Annotated in this window: 14 protein-coding genes; 4 read left to right on the forward strand and 10 right to left on the reverse strand. The window is 46.5% G+C overall.

Annotated features, from left to right (window positions below; all coding sequences use genetic code 11):
• Positions 1 to 153: 153 nt before the first annotated feature.
• From QUA24_RS00005 to psbZ, 6 genes are all read right to left on the reverse strand, one after another.
• The gene (locus QUA24_RS00005; protein WP_333226236.1) at positions 154 to 405 is read right to left on the reverse strand and encodes a hypothetical protein; all 252 of its coding nucleotides are present in this window, start codon (positions 403 to 405) and stop codon (positions 154 to 156) included.
• A 319-nt stretch (positions 406 to 724) separates the two neighbouring features.
• Positions 725 to 1006 (reverse strand): hypothetical protein, encoded by a 282-nt coding sequence (locus QUA24_RS00010; RefSeq protein WP_333226238.1) that lies wholly within the window; start codon positions 1004 to 1006, stop codon positions 725 to 727.
• A 564-nt stretch (positions 1007 to 1570) separates the two neighbouring features.
• On the reverse strand, positions 1571 to 3037 hold the full coding sequence (locus tag QUA24_RS00015; protein ID WP_333059615.1) for a DEAD/DEAH box helicase: 1467 nt from the start codon (positions 3035 to 3037) through the stop codon (positions 1571 to 1573).
• 774 nt (positions 3038 to 3811) lie between these two features.
• The gene (gene rimO, locus QUA24_RS00020; RefSeq protein ID WP_333226240.1) at positions 3812 to 5122 is read right to left on the reverse strand and encodes a 30S ribosomal protein S12 methylthiotransferase RimO; all 1311 of its coding nucleotides are present in this window, start codon (positions 5120 to 5122) and stop codon (positions 3812 to 3814) included.
• A 214-nt stretch (positions 5123 to 5336) separates the two neighbouring features.
• Positions 5337 to 5927: a 6,7-dimethyl-8-ribityllumazine synthase gene (ribH, locus tag QUA24_RS00025; RefSeq protein WP_333215967.1), complete on the reverse strand. Its 591-nt coding sequence runs from the start codon at positions 5925 to 5927 to the stop codon at positions 5337 to 5339.
• A gap of 220 nt (positions 5928 to 6147) precedes the next feature.
• Positions 6148 to 6339 carry a photosystem II reaction center protein PsbZ gene (psbZ, locus tag QUA24_RS00030; RefSeq protein WP_015177377.1) on the reverse strand — a complete coding sequence of 64 codons (192 nt, stop codon included), beginning with the start codon at positions 6337 to 6339 and terminating at the stop codon, positions 6148 to 6150.
• Between the two features lie 316 nt (positions 6340 to 6655).
• Here psbZ and QUA24_RS00035 point away from each other — a divergent pair, with 316 nt between their 5' ends.
• Together QUA24_RS00035 and QUA24_RS00040 are read left to right on the forward strand one after the other, a co-directional pair.
• Positions 6656 to 9529, forward strand: a complete 2874-nt coding sequence (locus QUA24_RS00035) for a CBS domain-containing protein (RefSeq protein WP_333226242.1) — start codon at positions 6656 to 6658, stop codon at positions 9527 to 9529.
• A gap of 135 nt (positions 9530 to 9664) precedes the next feature.
• Positions 9665 to 10096 (forward strand): DUF2127 domain-containing protein, encoded by a 432-nt coding sequence (locus QUA24_RS00040; RefSeq protein ID WP_333226244.1) that lies wholly within the window; start codon positions 9665 to 9667, stop codon positions 10094 to 10096.
• A gap of 782 nt (positions 10097 to 10878) precedes the next feature.
• Here QUA24_RS00040 and QUA24_RS00045 read toward each other — a convergent pair.
• Positions 10879 to 11223, reverse strand: a complete 345-nt coding sequence (locus QUA24_RS00045) for a DUF4870 domain-containing protein (RefSeq protein WP_333162138.1) — start codon at positions 11221 to 11223, stop codon at positions 10879 to 10881.
• Between the two features lie 99 nt (positions 11224 to 11322).
• Here QUA24_RS00045 and prfC point away from each other — a divergent pair, with 99 nt between their 5' ends.
• Positions 11323 to 12951, forward strand: coding sequence for a peptide chain release factor 3 (prfC, locus tag QUA24_RS00050; protein WP_333050296.1), 1629 nt, complete (start codon positions 11323 to 11325; stop codon positions 12949 to 12951).
• A gap of 88 nt (positions 12952 to 13039) precedes the next feature.
• On the opposite strand, the gene QUA24_RS00055 is transcribed toward prfC, so the two are convergent.
• Complete coding sequence (locus tag QUA24_RS00055) at positions 13040 to 13267, reverse strand: type II toxin-antitoxin system RelE/ParE family toxin (RefSeq protein ID WP_333226246.1); 228 nt, start codon at positions 13265 to 13267, stop codon at positions 13040 to 13042.
• Between the two features lie 95 nt (positions 13268 to 13362).
• Positions 13363 to 13626, reverse strand: a complete 264-nt coding sequence (locus QUA24_RS00060; RefSeq protein ID WP_333202989.1) for a prevent-host-death protein — start codon at positions 13624 to 13626, stop codon at positions 13363 to 13365.
• 390 nt (positions 13627 to 14016) lie between these two features.
• On the opposite strand from QUA24_RS00060, the gene QUA24_RS00065 reads away from it, so the two are divergent.
• On the forward strand, positions 14017 to 14286 hold the full coding sequence (locus QUA24_RS00065) for a hypothetical protein (protein WP_190735306.1): 270 nt from the start codon (positions 14017 to 14019) through the stop codon (positions 14284 to 14286).
• Between the two features lie 226 nt (positions 14287 to 14512).
• Here the strand turns inward: QUA24_RS00065 and QUA24_RS00070 are convergent, their stop codons facing one another.
• Complete coding sequence (locus QUA24_RS00070; protein WP_333226248.1) at positions 14513 to 17323, reverse strand: hypothetical protein; 2811 nt, start codon at positions 17321 to 17323, stop codon at positions 14513 to 14515.
• Positions 17324 to 17405: the final 82 nt, after the last annotated feature.

The raw sequence follows: 17405 nt of genomic DNA on the forward strand, positions 1-17405 counted from the left end.
ATTGGGGTACTTTTGTTACCTCTGTGGAAAAAATCCTGAAAGAATTTGGAGAAAACTATGTAATTAATTTTGTCTAGCTACTTATGAGGATTTTTAGCCTTTCTGTAAGTTGACTGGAGGGCTTTTTCCTCATGTGCGAGCGCCCGCGTCTCCTTAATCCTCTTCATCATCATCCGACAATTTTGTCATTTCCTCAGCAATTAGTGTCTGAAAATCCTCTCCGCAGTGAACGTTCAGATGAATTGCACCACTCAGGAACTCTGCTAGAATTTCAGCTTTTTGTCGATCGCTCAAATCAGGTAACTGAAGCTGATGGATTAAAGTAATCACATTTTGACACTCAGTACCCAATTCATCAATTAACGTTCTCAGTGTATAATTAGTTACAGAAATTTTCTTCCCCATATAAAGTAGGCGATTTCGGTGGCGATCGTGTGTTCGGACGGAAACGGAGGTACTGTTTTTATACCGTACGGGTACTGCACAGTTCCCCTTTTTTCTCGCTACTTGTCAGGGAAATTAGTTGAATTGAAACGAAAACCCCCTAAAGTAACACTGACTTAAGGGGGTTTTGTTGGTTCTGACGGGTTGCGCGTTGTATCCAGACAAAATGAAACCCCCAGTTTTGCGCCGGGTTTGTTAGGGTGTTGAAGCGCGATCGTGTTTGTCTTGTGTCTGAAAACCTTACTGAATCGGCTTTTTACTCTTTTATGGAGTTTTTTTTTTATTCGCCCAATAAAGCCTCTGGCATACCTAGCATCCGAAGGAGCGACTGAAAAATTTTATCTAACACAGGGTTTAAAGTATTATCTTGCCATTCAGAAATCATTATTGCAATGGGAATACCAATAAGACTTATAAATAAAAATAGCTTAAGTTGCACAAGACAAGCCCATATTAACAATCTAATCAACACATAAAAAAAACCTATCGGCAAAACAACAATTACGCGGAGCGCAATTATTATTAAAGAAATAGGATTGGTATCATTATTTTGAGAAGACATAGACTTAACCTCGATTTTCACAGTATTGATAGAGAGTCGATGGCGGGGTGTCCCCCACCATTTCTCCTACAAAATCGCAGTATTGATAATTTATTATAACACCCTAGATTGATACCCTCGTACAAATAGAGTTAACCATGATTCAATTAAGGGTCGGGCGTAAAAGCCTTACCCAGTAATGTTTTTATGGCTTTTGAAGCCCAAAAGCGTCGGGCGTAAATTTTGCACGATCGCGCAACCCGGACAAAATAAACCCCAGTTTTGCGCCTGGGGTTTGTTTGGGTGTAGAAGGTTAGCGCGATCGCGTTGTACTCTGTTGGGCCAAATAAAACCCCTGTTTTGCGCCGGGGTTAAAAGTCAGGGTGTTGAAGGTTAGCGCGATCGCTAACTTGCATCTTTACTTATCCAATTCTCTGTCCGCTAGGAGTAGACGAAAGTTTGTTCGCGGTTTCAACCGCCGAGGGCTCTCGGATTTGGGATCACACCCATAAAAAAAAGTAGAGGTGCGATCGATCGCATCTCTACAGTAATTATAAATAAGGTGCACATTGTGCACCCTACCAATTAGCGGTTCTGGGGAACAGGAGCACTCGGTGCTCCAGAAAAAGTCGTCTCACCAGTCTTAGCCCGCTTTTTGATCAAGATAGGCTTGACGCTGTTTTCTCCACCAATCGGGGGATCTTCTTGTTGAGCGTAATCAGCGCCCATCCAAGCAGGACGGCTTTGATCGAAAGCCATTTGCAATGCAGCAGCAGCGATCGCGTGGGAGTCGTACTCCTCGGATAACTGAGAAACCAGAGGCAAGAAAGATGCCATCCGTTCGCCAGCCAAAGCTTCGCGAACTTTACCCTGCATCTTTTCCAACTGACGTGCTTCAATTTGCGCCCGTGTCGGAATGTTTCGTACCGTCAAGCTCGATCGCACGTGGCGTTCAATCAAGCGCAGTTTGCGGCGATCGACCGGTTGAATCAGCGTAATCGCCGTTCCTTCGCGACCAGCCCGGCCCGTGCGTCCGATCCGGTGAACGTAGCTTTCCACACTGTCGGGCAAATCGTAGTTAATCACGTGAGTCAAGTGATCCACGTCCAAACCCCGTGCCGCAATATCAGTCGCCACTACCCAGCGCACCTGACATTGGCGGAACCGATGCAACAAACGTTCCCGTTGTGCCTGATTCAAATTACCGTGATACTCATCAACGCTGTGACCTGCTGCTTGCAGTTGGCTGGTGAGTTCTGCCGCCGACTGCCGAGTCCGCACAAAAATCAGTGCAGATTCCGGGTCTTCCATTTCTAAAATTGGCTGTAGAGCTCTTGCCTTCGACCAGCCACGGGGAATCATGTACACGCCTTGGCTGATGCGCTTTGGCGTTGCTTTTGGCTGTTCTACGGTGACGTTGACTGGGTTACGCAAATGCCGCGCCACCAATTTCCGAATGGAAGCTTCCATCGTCGCCGAGAAAAATGCCGTTTGACGTTCTTTTGGTGCAGCATCCAAGATTTTTTCCACATCTTGGATAAAGCCCATGCTCAGCATTTCGTCAGCTTCATCCAAAACCAGCCACTTTACCTTGTCTAGTTTCAGGCTGCCGCGGCTCAGCATATCCAATATGCGTCCTGGTGTACCGACAACGACGTGAACGCCGCGCTTCAAACGCTGCATTTGACGATCGATCGATTGACCGCCGTACACTGTCAGAACTTGCAGAGAGCGACCCACTTTTACCGGGCCGTCGCTGCTAATGCCGCTCAAATCACGGATGGCTTCAGTTACTTGCATCGCCAATTCGCGAGTCGGCGTCAGCACCAGTGCTTGCACCGCAGTTACATCTAAATCAATCCGCTCCAAGATGGGCAACGAGAATGCTGCCGTTTTGCCTGTCCCTGTTTGGGCTTGACCCACAACGTCGCGACCTGCTAACAGGTGCGGAATTGCTTGTACTTGGATGGGAGTAGGTTCTGTAAAGCCTAGTGTTTCCAGATGGAGAACGAGTTCTTCCGAAAGACCTAAGCCTTCAAACAATAAATTCATTAATGCTCCTAATAACGAGTCTTAGCCTTCTAAGTTGCCCAACTCGGATGCGGATTTCTGCTCTAGGGCAGGAACTCATAAGAGTTCTTTATGGTGCTGCGCCTGCGCGCACCTTCTTAAATAGCAATCGAGTATAGGGCAGCTCCGTCGATGGTGACTAAATTTACCAATTCGACAGCCGTCTTTGATTTTGTGACATCACCGATACCAACCGCCAGGGGTCGGGTTATAGGCTTCCAACATTCTTAAAACAGGACATTGGACTTCCTTTGAGGTACTTGCAAGCTTTCCCTCTTAGGCATTTTATAGTGAGGATCATGACCAGCCCCACTTCACTACATAGTAGTAACAGGTTGTTTGGTTCAGGCGCTATCCCGCAATCCGTCGCCTGCGGGATTGAGCAGGGGATGGGGCGACCGTTACCGCCTATCCATCTCAACACTCTTTCGGGATACCGTTGTGGTGTAGGGCGGACGGCGAAGCAATCTCAAATTATCCCCGCTTATTTCTGGCTTGTTATCATCATAACTCTTTACATTCAGAAACAAAACATTAAATTCGTTAAAATTTTCCGATGTTCTGTAGAGATTACCACACCCCGACGGGGAGGGTCGATTGCCAGATTGGGGCTAAAAAATTTTAGAACCCCTTTGCTACATATCTTTGCACAAGTGTGTACTAACCGTTACTTTTGTTGCACAATCCGCTAATCATTTTTGGCTCGTGTCCGGTTTTGGTTCGCCGCACCGTCTCAGGCAACAGTTCCAGCAATACTTACACTTGACCGTAGAGGTCGTAGACATCTGCACCAGTAATTTTCACAGATACGATCGATCCCAGTCGCGCTTCTCCTGTCACATAGACGAGTCCATCTACTTCTGGGGAAAACCGAGCGGATCTACCAATCAACTCGCCTGTCTCTGGTTGTTCTTGTTCTATCAGGACATCAACTACCTGACCGACAGACTCTTGATTCTTTTTCAATGATATAGGTTGTTGTGCCGCCATTACCGCATTGCGCCGCATTTCCATTATTTCTGCAGGTATTTTCTGGGGCAAGCTGAAGGCTGGGGTTCCTTCCTCTGGCGAAAATACAAAAACTCCTACGTGATCGAATTCGTGGCGCTTGACAAATTCCAGCAAGTGTGCTGCGTGTTCGTCGGTTTCGCCGGGGAAGCCAACAATAAAAGTTGTCCGCATCACGGCGCCCGGAAGTGCTGCTTTAAGCCGATCGACTATAGCATCATTGATCCCAGCTTGAAAAGGCCGATTCATCGCCCGCAGAATTTCCGGGTGCGAGTGTTGCAGAGGTAAATCCAAATACGGTAAAACGTTGGGTGTTTCGCGGATTGCCTCGATAACTTGCGGAGTCAAACCTGTAGGATAGGCGTAGTGCATCCGAATCCAAGGCACATCTACTTCACCCAAAGCGCGCAGTAGTTCGGCTAGTTTCGGTTCGCCATAAATATCTTTGCCGTAGTTGGTGGTAATTTGAGAAATTAAGATAATTTCCTTTACCCCTTCGGATGCTAATTGCTTAGCTTCCGCGACAATAGACTCGATCGTCCGCGATCTTTGATTTCCGCGCAAGTGCGGGATAATGCAAAATGCACAGCGATAGTCGCAGCCTTCTGCTATACGCAAATACGCGACACCTTCCGATGTCGTGCGGTAGCGGGGAGTAGTTTCGTCAGCGATGTAAGTAGGTTCTGAAGAGACGAGGGAAACTCGATCGCCCTTTTCCACCTGCTGCATAACATTGACGATTTTATGATAGTCGCCAGTGCCGACAATTGCGACTGCTTCCGGCAATTCGTCCAGCAATTCCTGCTGAAAATGCTGTGCCATGCAGCCCGTGATCACTACTTTTTTATTAGCTTCTGCCAATTCTACCAAGGTGCGGACCGACTCTTCTCGCGCAGCTTGGATAAAACTACAAGTATTGACTACAACATAATCAGCTAATTCTTCATTAGAATCCACTTGATAGCCCGCTTGAGCCAGCAAGCCAATCATGTGTTCGGTATCGATGCGATTTTTTTCGCAGCCGAGGTGAGTAAATGCGATCGTTGGCTTCGTTGCCATGCAGTAATAGTTAGTGTTGCGCTATTTCTAAGAACATTTTATGATATCACACTCATTGCCAATTGGCAAGATATTGGTCTAATTTGTCGATCGGCTGCGACCCGTGGAACTTTTACCTTGGGGGCGAGCATAATCACCACCCCACAAGAGTCTTAAGATTTTCCCCGATGCAAATCTTGATGTTTTTTGAGTTTAAAACTACTGCTAGCCCAACTTATGAGGGGATTTGATCCGATGATACATCAGGGGCGATCGCCAGATTGGCTTCGCCCGAAAGCACTTGAGCAGCAGATCCACTAGCTAATCGATCGTAAGAGTGTGTTCCCAAACCCTTAACTTGGCGCATCAAAGTGCCCATTTCCAAAGCACTCATCGCATAATTCCAGCCCAAATTGCTTTTAATTCCAGCCCTTTCCAAAGCTTGCTGCATCGTGTCAGTCGTCACCACCCCAAAAATCACCGGCACCCCTGTCTGAAAAGCAGCAGCAGCAATTCCCTTAGCAACCTCACCAGCCACAAAATCGAAATGAGGAGTTTGGCCCCGAATTACCGCACCCAGACAAATTACCGCATCGTAGCGGTGGGAAAGAGCAGCTTGGCGCGCCACCAAAGGAATCTCAAAACTTCCCGGAACCCAAAAAAAGTCCACCTGAGAGCCATGAGGATTAATATCAACCCCGTGGCGTTTCAAACAATCTTGACATCCCTCCAAAAGTTTGTTAACCACCAAATCGTTAAAACGACCGATGACAATAGCAAATCGCAAAGATTCGGTGTGAGTAAAAGTTCCCTCGAAAACAGTCATAGTGCTCTAGTTTAGATTTTAGGTTTTAGATTTTAGATTTTTGTTTGTGAGAAGGCAAAAGTCAGAAAGCAGCAGCATCTCATCTGAATCTCAAGTGCAAAAACATACAGGGTCGCGCGGTGTGGAAAATTCCTAGCTTCTGCCGAATGCCTTTCAATCGCTGGTAAATGCCTTCAGCCTTCTATCTTTTACCTTCTTTCTCCGAGAGAGTTGGGTGAAATTAAACGACTAAAAAGTTCAATACACCCACTGCAATAACCAGCAAAAACCACAGACCAGACCCGGCATAAATCAGGGATTTAGACTGATTCCAGTTTTGGGGAGAGGCATAAGCAACTGGCACGCCAACAACCATCACAAAAGACAGCAGTACCAGACCTAGTAAAACCACTTGAAACAGAATTGATAACATCTTTTCTCCTTTCGATATAACCGTGCGTTGATCAGAAATAGTTTCCCAGAACCGAAAAAAATCTTCCAAATTCTAGTTTTTGACAGTTTCCCGATAGTCGATCAAGAAATTGTCGGTTGATTGATACGAAAGAACCAGTGCAAATTCGGGCGTTGCGCGAACAGGCGTCAGCGGCTCTTGAGATTTCGATCAATTTTATCATTGTTCGCTACACGACAGAAAACTGGAAAGGTTAAGTTAAAGCCCGATCGACACATCCGGTTTCAGAGTGCGAGAAATTGCTACTGTTTGAGTTAGAGATGCGGGATTTTCGGCTATGGACTTAGTTTTGTGCCACACAACAGCAGATTTTGACGCTTTGGGGGCGGCGGTGGGACTTTGCGTGCTGCGCCCCGGTAGCAGGATCGTATTGACGGGCGGGTGTCATCCGACAGTGCGGGATTTTTTGGCGCTACACCGCGACGAGTACCCACTGATTGAGCGCCGATCGGTCAATCCGCAACAAATTCGATCGATTACTATAGTTGATGCGTCTCAGCGCGATCGTTTGGGAAAAGCCGCCGAGTGGCTGGATTTGCCGCACCTCAACGAAATAGCGGTTTTCGACCATCATCTACAGGCCGATTTAGACATTCCCGCTACTGTTACGCAGATCGAAGCAGTCGGAGCCAGCACGACATTAATTGTCGAAAAGCTGAAAAATCAAGCAGAAAACAGCGACACACCATTCCGCCTGCTGCCCTCGGAAGCAACAGTAATGGCCCTCGGCATCCACGTCGATACAGGTTCCCTCACCTTTGAGGGCGCAACTGCGCGAGATGCAATAGCTTTGGCGTGGTTGATGGAACAGGGAGCGAGCTTGGGGGTAATAGCTGAATATGTAGAACCCGGTTTGTCCCCTCAATTGCAAGATTTGCTGAGAGAAGCGCTGAATAATTTGCGATCGGAAACTTTGCACGGTTACAGCATAGCCTGGGTGCTGCTATCTACTGAAGCTTACGTTCCGGGGCTTTCTTCCCTGGCTTCTCGCTTGCTCGATTTAACTGAAACTGATGCTCTGCTGTTAGGCAATGTTTATAAATTTGGCGAAAACGAAAACAACCGCAACATCGCTCCCGAATCGCCAGTTTCCAATCGATTAACTATTATCGGTCGATCGCGCATCGAAGGAACAAACCTCAGCGAATTGTTCAAACCCTTCGGTGGCGGAGGTCACGCCCGCGCCGCTTCCCTCGCCACCCGCGATGTTGACCCCCTGCTGACTTTAAATCAGTTAGCTGACGAACTCAAAACTCAAATTCCCCACCCTCCGACAGCGCGCGAGTTAATGTCGTCTCCAGTGCGGAGTATTCGCCCGGAAACTTCGGTGGGGGAAGCTCACCGTATCCTCCTACGTTACGGACATTCGGGGCTTTCTGTGGTCGATGCGGACGATCGACTCGCCGGCATTATCTCGCGCCGCGACATTGACATTGCGCTGCACCACGGTTTCAGCCACGCCCCCGTCAAGGGTTACATGAGTCCGCAGCTAAAAACGATCGCCCCAGATACCTTGCTGCCGGAAATTGAATCTTTAATGGTGACATACGATATCGGGCGCTTGCCAGTATTGGAAAACGGTCAACTTGTAGGAATTGTGACTCGCACTGACGTGTTGCGGGAATTGCACCAGCAAAAAGCGCGAGACAGGGGAAGCAATGCAGAATTGTCTTATTGTGTCATGCCCGAATCGGTTGAGCAGTTGTTGCGATCGCGCATAAGTGCCGAATTGTGGCAATTATTGTCGATCGCGGCCAATATTGCCCAAAACCGCGGCTGGCAACTTTATATTGTGGGTGGAGCAGTCCGGGATTTACTCTTAGCCACGGATGATACACTGGCGCTAACAGATATCGATTTGGTTGTGGATGGAAAGTGCGGTTCCGACGACTCCGGTGCTGGTGTCGAGTTAGCTTCATCGCTGCAAAAACTATACCCAGACTCGCGTTTGGACGTTCACGGTCAATTTCAAACCGCCGCGCTTTTGTGGCACAAAGACTCTGCTTTCGGCTCGCTGTGGGTGGATATCGCTACGGCTCGCACTGAATTTTACCCTTATCCGGCTGCAAATCCTGAAGTTGAAGCGAGTTCAATTCGCCAAGATTTGTACCGCAGGGATTTTACAATTAATGCGCTGGCTGTGCGGTTGGGTGTTCCTCGCAGCGGCGAATTATTAGATTTTTTTTGCGGTTTGCTGGACTTGGAAGCGAAACAAATTCGAGTTTTGCACCCCAATAGTTTTATCGAAGATCCGACGCGAATTTATCGCGCTGTGCGGTTTGCGGTGCGGTTGGGATTTGAAATTGAGCCGCAGACGGAAGGATACATCCGCAACGCTTTGGCCAGCGGGATTTATTACCGAATTCAGGGGGAAAACGGTCGAGCTCCAGCTTTGGAAACTCGGCTCAAAAGCGAATTGAAATACATTTTGCAAGCTCCTTACTGGAAAGTTGCTTTGCAAATGCTGGGAGATTTGCAGGCTTTGCGCTGCATTCATCCTACTTTGGAGTTGGATCGGGAGTTGTGGCGGCAACTGCGTTTGCTCGATCGGTGTTTGAATGGAAGAAGGAAGAAGGAAGAAGGAAGAAGGAAGAAGGAAGAAGGAAGAGACAAGAAGGAAGAAGGAAAAGACAATTCCCAATTCCCAATTCCCAATTCCCAATCCCCAATTCCCAATTCCCCATTCCCCATTATCAATATTCCCGATTGGCAGATGCGGCTGGAAGTTTTGATAGCTTATTTAGCACCGGAATATCGTGGCAAGGTGGCTGCAAATCTTCAGTTACCTGCTGACAGTATTAAGCGGCTGCAACTTTTGGAAGCCGGAAAGAACGACTTAGCAGAGGGTTTGCCTAAGTGCGAGTTGCCGAGTCAATTGGTTCTGCTGTTGAGGAATTATGAGTTGCCGGTGTTAATTGCGATCGCCCTACAAAGTCCGCGAAGTGCACGCCGCCAAATCTGGGAATATCTCACCAAGTGGGCGAATATTGAGCCGCCTTTGAATGGCAACGATTTGAAGGCTTTGGGTTATAAGCCGGGGCCTGGATTTAAACGAATGTTGGATGATTTGTTGGCGGCGAAGTTGGATGGCGATTTGGGCGATCGGGCTGCTGCTATCTCTTTCTTAGCACAACGTTATCCTCAAACTTAGTAAGGTGCGTCAGCAGCGCATTATTTTTTCTCTGCTTGATTAGCTAATTGCTGACGCACTCTACTAAATTTTAAGTTTTCAATTCCAAACAGGCTAACCAGGCGATCGCACATTATTGATATTTCGAGAATTAAGGTGAAAAAACAGCGCGCTCCTGCTTTAATCGCAATTGTCCTTTACAAAAGTTTTGTTGCTTCCCTCTTGACAGTAACTTCGATTGCTTTGCTTTTGGCATTAAAAAATCATCAAGTCTTAGAACAATTTTCGCAATCTTATTTGTTAGAAAGCAAACTAAAAATTATTGAATTCATCTTAGACAAAGTTCTAATTCTCAAGCCTAAAAACTTACTGCTTAGCGGACTTGCCGCAGCACTTTATGCAGTCTTAACTGCTGTTGAGGCCGTTGGTTTGTGGTACGAAAAAGACTGGGCAACAATCTTAGTGTTAGTGCTGGTAAGCATCAGTATACCCCCTGAAATATATGAATTAGTTCACGGGGTCACGGTACTTAAGTTAGCGGTATTTATCACAAATCTAGCTATTTTATGGTATTTGCTCCACCATTAGCCGAAGCATGGTAAAGGAGCTTAAAGTTTTGATTATTCAGAGGAAACTCACTTGATTTTATGAATGTCAGCATTTTCCATTTTAATTTCATAAAACGGCTGATCAGTCAAATAAAAACCTCAATCTTTACAAAAATTTGTTGATTGTAAAGATTCGATAAAGCTACGAGGGGTTATACCCCCTATGAGTTACAGTGAGATATATATAGATGCACCCTGATGGCTTTCCCGTTCCACAAGAGCGGGATTTTTATTGGCAAAATATTGTATTAAGTTTTAATACACCTGCTAGAGATAGAATTGGTGGAAAATTTCAATAAAACGATCGCCAGATGCAAAAATAGCACAGCTAAAGCAAAAACGATGGTTCGGAGCGATCGAACATCAGCGCTAACTCTGCGAAATAACCCAAAGGCAGTAGCATAGTTTGGGAAACGGCATCAATGGAAGATCAACTTAGCGTTCACAACAGCGCTGCAACAGGGGAAAGACACCATAATTAATAGTTGATTGTGCTCTAATTTTTGAAGTTTTATGGATTAAGAAGATTTTACTCATGATGTTAGGTCAATTTTCTGGAATCCCCAACTGGATGATGCTTAGTTTCACAAACTTTTAAGTTTTTTTACTGAATCTTGTCTCCGATAATCAACCCTCTTTGTCACTTTAGCAGTGTATTGGCCAGTTGGGCGTCACGAATGTGAGTTATAAAACAATTAAAAACCCGATTTCTTCTTGAAGAAATCGGGTTGTTGAAATCGATGGTGAAGCGCGATTTTCTGTCTAAACTATTCGGAAAATAAAAGGGTAGCGGTAAGGTTGGTTAGGATTTTGCAAAACCTGGAGGATAGCCATTATTGTCAGTCCCCAATGCAGCAGATAACCTAGGGGCACTAGGATAAAGCCAGCAAGACCGAAAGTGACGACAGTTAACACCACAATCACGGTGCTGTACACCCATACATTAAGGTGAAAATTGATTGCTTCTGTGGCATTTTCTTTGACAACGGGGTCATCTGATACTAACAATACAGCGATCGGCGCTCCGATCGAGAACAGTAACGTGCTGAAAAAAATCGCCCCGTGGCACACCAGTGATAGCAGTTTCCGCTTGTCGGAGTCGTACATATTACTTTTCCTTGACTTTATTGATAATTAAACCTTTAATAGCAACTGTAGCACAGGCTATAATGGCGATCGGGTGATGATTCCCCTACCTAATTTGTGATGACAACAGAACTCGAAACTGAACTGCTAACTGCTGTTGAGCGCCGGCGCAACTTTGCTATTATCTCGCACCCCGACGCGGGTAAAACTACTTTGACAGAAAAGCTGCTGCTGTACGGAGGTGCAATTCACGAAGCAGGTTCTGTGAAAGCGCGGCGGGCTCAGCGACACGCTACGTCTGACTGGATGGCGATGGAACAGCAGCGGGGAATTTCTATTACTTCTACTGTTTTGCAGTTTGAGTATAAAAAATATCACATTAATCTGCTCGATACTCCAGGACACCAAGATTTTAGCGAAGATACTTATCGAACTCTGGCGGCGGCTGACAATGCAGTGATGCTTGAGGATGCTGCTAAGGGTTTGGAACCGCAAACTCGGAAGTTATTTGAAGTTTGTAAGCTGCGAAGTTTGCCTATTTTTACTTTCTTTAATAAACTCGATCGCCCTAGCAGAGAACCTTTGGATTTGTTGGACGAAATTGAGAAGGAATTGGGGTTGCAGACTTATCCGGTAAATTGGCCCATAGGTACGGGCGATCGCTTTAAAGGTGTTTTCGATCGCAGGGCGCGCAAAATTCACTTATTCGAGCGGGCTAAACACGGTTCTCGCGCTGCTGTTGATACCGTCATTGAATTGGGCGATCCGCGCATTGAAGATTTGTTGGAACAAGACCTTTACTATCAGCTCAAAGAAGAGTTAGAACTGCTTGATGAGTTGGGAACTGAACTCGATTTAGACTTGGTTCGGGCTGGAAAAATGACGCCAGTTTTCTTTGGCAGCGCGATGAGCAATTTTGGGGTCGAACTGTTTTTAGATGCGTTTTTAGATTACGCTATGAAGCCGATCGCCCGCAAGAGCAGCGCCGGAGACTTGCCCCCAACTTATGAAGATTTTACGGGGTTTGTGTTTAAATTGCAAGCGAACATGGACCCAAGACACCGCGATCGCGTGGCGTTTATTCGGGTTTGTACGGGCAAGTTTGAAAAGGACATGAACGTGACTCACGCTCGCAGTGGTAAAACGGTGCGTTTGTCAAGACCTCAAAAGTTATTTGCTCAGGATCGCGAGTCGATCGAGGTTGCGTATCCGGGCGATGTGATCGGTTTGAACAATCCGGGGGTATTTGCGATCGGGGATACTATTTACACCGGCCAAAAACTGGAATATGAAGGGATTCCCTGTTTTTCTCCTGAACTTTTTGCTTTTTTGAGAAATCCCAATCCTTCTAAGTTTAAGCAGTTCCGCAAAGGCGTTTCGGAGTTGCAGGAAGAAGGCGCAGTGCAAATTATGTACTCGGTTGATGAGTCGAAACGCGAGCCAATTTTGGCGGCTGTCGGACAGTTGCAATTTGAAGTTGTGCAGTTCAGAATGCAGTCGGAATATAATGTGGAAACGACGATCGATATGTTGCCTTACAGTGTAGCTCGTTGGGTTGACGGCGGTTGGGATGCGCTGGAAAAAGTTGGGCGGCTGTTTAATACGGTGACGGTGAAAGATACTTGGGGAAGGCCGGTTTTGCTGTTTAGAAATGAGTGGAATTGCCGCCAGGTGGAAGGGGAACATCCTGTGTTGAAGTTAAATGCGATCGCCCCTGTGGTTTCTGGTTTGGCTGTTAGCGAGGAGTGAGATTACCGCAGGTAAAGGACACAACAGTGTTGTGTCCCTACAAATGATATTTATTCGGCTTAAATACGCCGGATATAAGAAGTTACAATCACGGATCTAACAGTTTTTCTAAGATGGTGTAAATGTCTTTTTTGTCACCATCTTTACGTCTCCCTAGTCCCACGACAACAACTAGAACTCGATCTTGTTCGACTTGATAAACTATACGATAGCGCTGTCCAACAGCTCGGATGCTGCGAAATCCTGATAGGTTATCTACAAGGGCTTTGCCTTGCTTTTGTGGTTCAACTTTTAGTTGATCAATGCGATCGCGCAATTTTTCCTATTCTCGTCGATCTTTGACTGCCTCCAACATTTCCAGTGCCAGTGGCGTAAGCTGGATCTCATATTCGCTCGCATTTTCTTCGTGATTTATAGTCCCAATTTTGCTTTGGCATTTTCCCAGGAAATAGTTTCGCCTTGGCGTGCTTGGGTGATGCTTTGACGCAATTTGGTAACGAATTCTGTATCGGTGAGAATATCTAAGGTTTCTAACAGTTCAGTCAAATGCGTGTAGCTCATTGCAGCCATAACGGGAACGCCATCTTGAGTGATGATGATAGGCTCATTGATAAGTTCTTGGGGTAGGTTTGGAAGCTGCTGCTGTGCTTGGGCAATGGTGAGTCGTTTGGACATGGTTGTACTAAAGCAACATTACTTTTAATTTAGCATTTCGGCCCAACTAACTGGTTACCAGCCGCTGACGCTGGTAACGAGTAAATCCAAAATCTAAGATCCAAAATCTAAAATCCAAAATGGATTGACGGCGGCCCCCATCTGCGGCTACGCTTTGAAGTGAGAGGTTGCTTGCTTGTAGAGGAGGCAGCCCGCGTCACCCAAAAATCTAGTTGCACTGCCCAAAGCTGCGCTAACAGCAATGGACAGCTAACCGCCAAACTGGGTATAGCAGTCTGGAGGCTAACCGAGTATCTTAACATCCTCTGTAGCCGCCCTGCTATGTGTTGAAATGCGGGGCGGCTGGGTTTTTGGGTTTTTCTAGAAAACCCAAAACCAGGAGAACATATTATGTCACAGGAATTCGTGCCTGACGACAACAAATTCGATCGCCCAAATGACGACTCAGCAGCAGTATGCGAACAGGAAGTGGTGCTGTTAACGGTTGTCGGTTCGCCCAAGGGTGTCAGGGAAACCATACTCACTTTGTACCGACTGGGATTTGCAGAAGTGGGCGATTGGAGTCCCGTACAGCGTGCCGCTAATCCGAAGCAGGTGATGAGCGTGCTGATCCGTCGGAAGCGGGCTGATGGTACATCGCCGAGAAAATCTGGGCGGTAAGCTGCAAGGTTAAATAGCTAAATTCGAGGGCGGGCCTTTAACGCTCAGCCCTGATCCCGGCAGGGGTTGAAACCCCTGCCTCAAAGCTAAAGTCTTCGCTATGAGGACTGAAGAATTCATTAGTCCTCATAGCGAGGACTTTTGCTAAAAGCCCCGTGGAATTCATTCCCTGGCGGCCTTTCGGTTTAAGTTAACTGGACACGTCCTCCTTTTTAATGCCGCGTCTTTACTCCTTGCGATCGAGGTAACTGCTGACAGTATCGTCACCCAAAATATTGAGAAATTCTTGCAGCACATCGCGGCCACTGCGAACAGAATCGCGATTAGGAGCAATGGCTAAAGAGCGATTAAACATTTCCAGCGCCTCTTGCCAATTCTTGAGTGATTCCTGTGTCTCAGATAATTTTTCTTGCAAATCACCCAGACATCGCAGCGCATTTCCTTTGTTGGTGAGAGCAGCGATATAATCCGGTGCAATAAGTAAAACAGAATTCAAGGCAGCGAGCGCCTCAAAGCAAGACTGTTTTGCCACCTCAAATTCACTTAGCTGTGCTTGCACTTCACCCAGGCTTAACAGCGCCTTCCCTTTGTTGTTGAGAACACCGAGATCATCCGGTGCAATAAGTAAAACAGAATTCAAGGGAGCGATTGCTTCAAAGTAAGACTGTTTTGCCGCCTCAAATTCACTTAGCTTTGCTTGCAATTCACCCAGACTTCGCAGCGCATTCCCTTTGTTGTGGAGAGCAGCGATATCATCCGGTGCAATAAGTAAAGCAGAATTACAGGCAGCGAGCGCTTCAAAGTAAGACTGTTTTGCGGCCTCAAATTCACTAAGCTCTGCTTGCAATTTACCCAGACGTAGTAGCGCAATCCCTTTGCTGTTGAGAGCACAGATAAAATCCGGTGCAATAAGTAAAGCAGAATTACAGGCTGCGAGCGCCTCAAAGTAAGACTGTTTTGCTGCCTCAAATTCACTAAGCTCTGCTTGCAATTTACCCAGACGTAGTAGCGCAATCCCTTTGCTGGCGAGAGCATTGATAAAATCCGGTGCAATAAGTAAACCAGAATTATAGGCAGCGAGCGCCTCAAAGTAAGACTGTTTTGCTGCCTCAAATTCACTTAGCTTTGCTTGCAATTTACCCAGACTTTGCAGCGCATTCCCTTTGTTGTTGAGAGCATTGATATCATCCGGTGCAATAAGTAAAGCAGAATTATAGGCTGCAACTGCCTCTAAATATTCTTGTTTTGCCTCTACATATCGAGCAAACTGAGCATAGTAATCTCCCTCCGATCGCGAAACTCTACCAAGCCAATAATCACTTTTAATCCACAACTCATCTCTAACTTCCAGTAGCGACTTGCATTCCCCATAGCGACTTTTTTCCAAAGCTCCATCAAACACCTCTTTCCATTCTTCTACACCCCGCTGCCAATCCAAGCGATTAGCATGAAAAATTGCCTCCGCCACATTCCCCACTTCTCGGTAATGCCGCTCTAAAATTTCATGAGCTTTGCGAGTTTTCGGATCGTCCCGCTCGGCATCCAAACGCCGCAATAAATCGTGAATCCGATACCAGTTATCCCCCCGCTTCTGCGATTTCCACACAAAGGAAAAACCCGTCAACATCTCAAAATTTGCACTGCTTGCATGGAAGTGGCAACCAGACCCCAATTTTACGTACAAATCCTCATCAAAAGCGCGACCAGCACTCAGCGAATGCACGGCCGATCGCACTTCGCGATCGACATAACTCAGCAACCGATCTGTTAATTCCGCAGTCTTGTTTTCCAACTTCGGAATCCGCGCAAAATCCGACGACATCAACTCAATTCCCCGCCTTCTTTCTGCCAGCACCGCATCCGCGCACAAACCCAAATAAAACGGATGTACCTGCAAATTATCCCAAGGATCGTCGGGATTGAGGCTGGCATATTTAATTACAGCATCTGCCAAATCTGCCTTGTCAATCTTCACTTTGTGCAAGTAATCCCTCGCATCATCCGGCGATAAATGCCACACCAATTGTGCATCTATATAATCTGCGGGAATCGGAAACCTTGACGCATTCGGCCACCGCAATTGCGTCACCGGACACTCTCGCCCCGCCACAACAACTACAATCCCCAATTTGTAATCCAAGGCCCTCAACAACCGCCGAAACCACTCATCTTGATACCAAAAAGTTGCGCCTTGAGAATTGCGTTTTTCATCCCACATTTTCTCGTGAGTATCGAACAGCATCACGAGGCGATCGGGTTTATTTTTGCCCGCCATTGTCGCATTCAAATCCCCAGCAAACAATTTCGGCAAATAGTCGGTTAACTCAGTATCAATATCTAGACGGCGAATTTCCTCCGCCTTTTCATCGCTGACGCCCAAGCGATTTTGAATTAATTTCATCGCCCGCTTAATCCCGCCCAATTTATCTATCCCTTTGAGCACGGCTACAGCTTGCGCCACCACCGGAAAATCTACAAAAGTTTCAATTATAGGTACCACCAATTCCGCCACCTCATCGGGGAAAAGTTGGTTGAGAGTTGCCTGTGATTCGCCTTTGTTCAGCAAATACCAAAAGCAAGCAAAGTCATAATTTGGAAATTTAAATTTATATTTCTTAGTGGCTGCTGCCAGATTTCGGCGCAGCATCAGCAAGCCGTAAAATCTATCTTGCGGTTTATCTTCTTTAATCGGTATCAATCCGAAATCGTGTCTGACTGCGGGTATGGGAGTGTAGATTTTAGGTTCAGCATAGCGGACAAAATCAGCAACTTGGGCGGCTTGTGATTCTGGGATGTCGTGCAATTGTTTCCACACCTGCGGCGAAAATCTTTTGCAGCAGTGAAACTGCAAGTGTTGTAGCAGCAAAGACTTGCCGTTGCCTCCATCACCGTAAAAATACATAATTTGTTGGCGCGCGGGGTCTTCGTTTAAATAAAAGGCAAATCGGCGGGTAAATTCGTATCTGTCGGTAAAAAGTTCCAGTTTGCGATCGCCGCTAATAGATTCGCTTTCAAAATCTTCGTCGTCAATTGGCATAAATGTAGGGGTGAGGTGTTAATTTAATTATAAGCAAAAATTTGATGGAATCGGCGATTGAAACCCGGCGATTGAAATCGCT

The sequence above is a fragment of the Microcoleus sp. Pol12B5 genome (assembly GCF_036701335.1).
Classification (GTDB): domain Bacteria; phylum Cyanobacteriota; class Cyanobacteriia; order Cyanobacteriales; family Microcoleaceae; genus Microcoleus.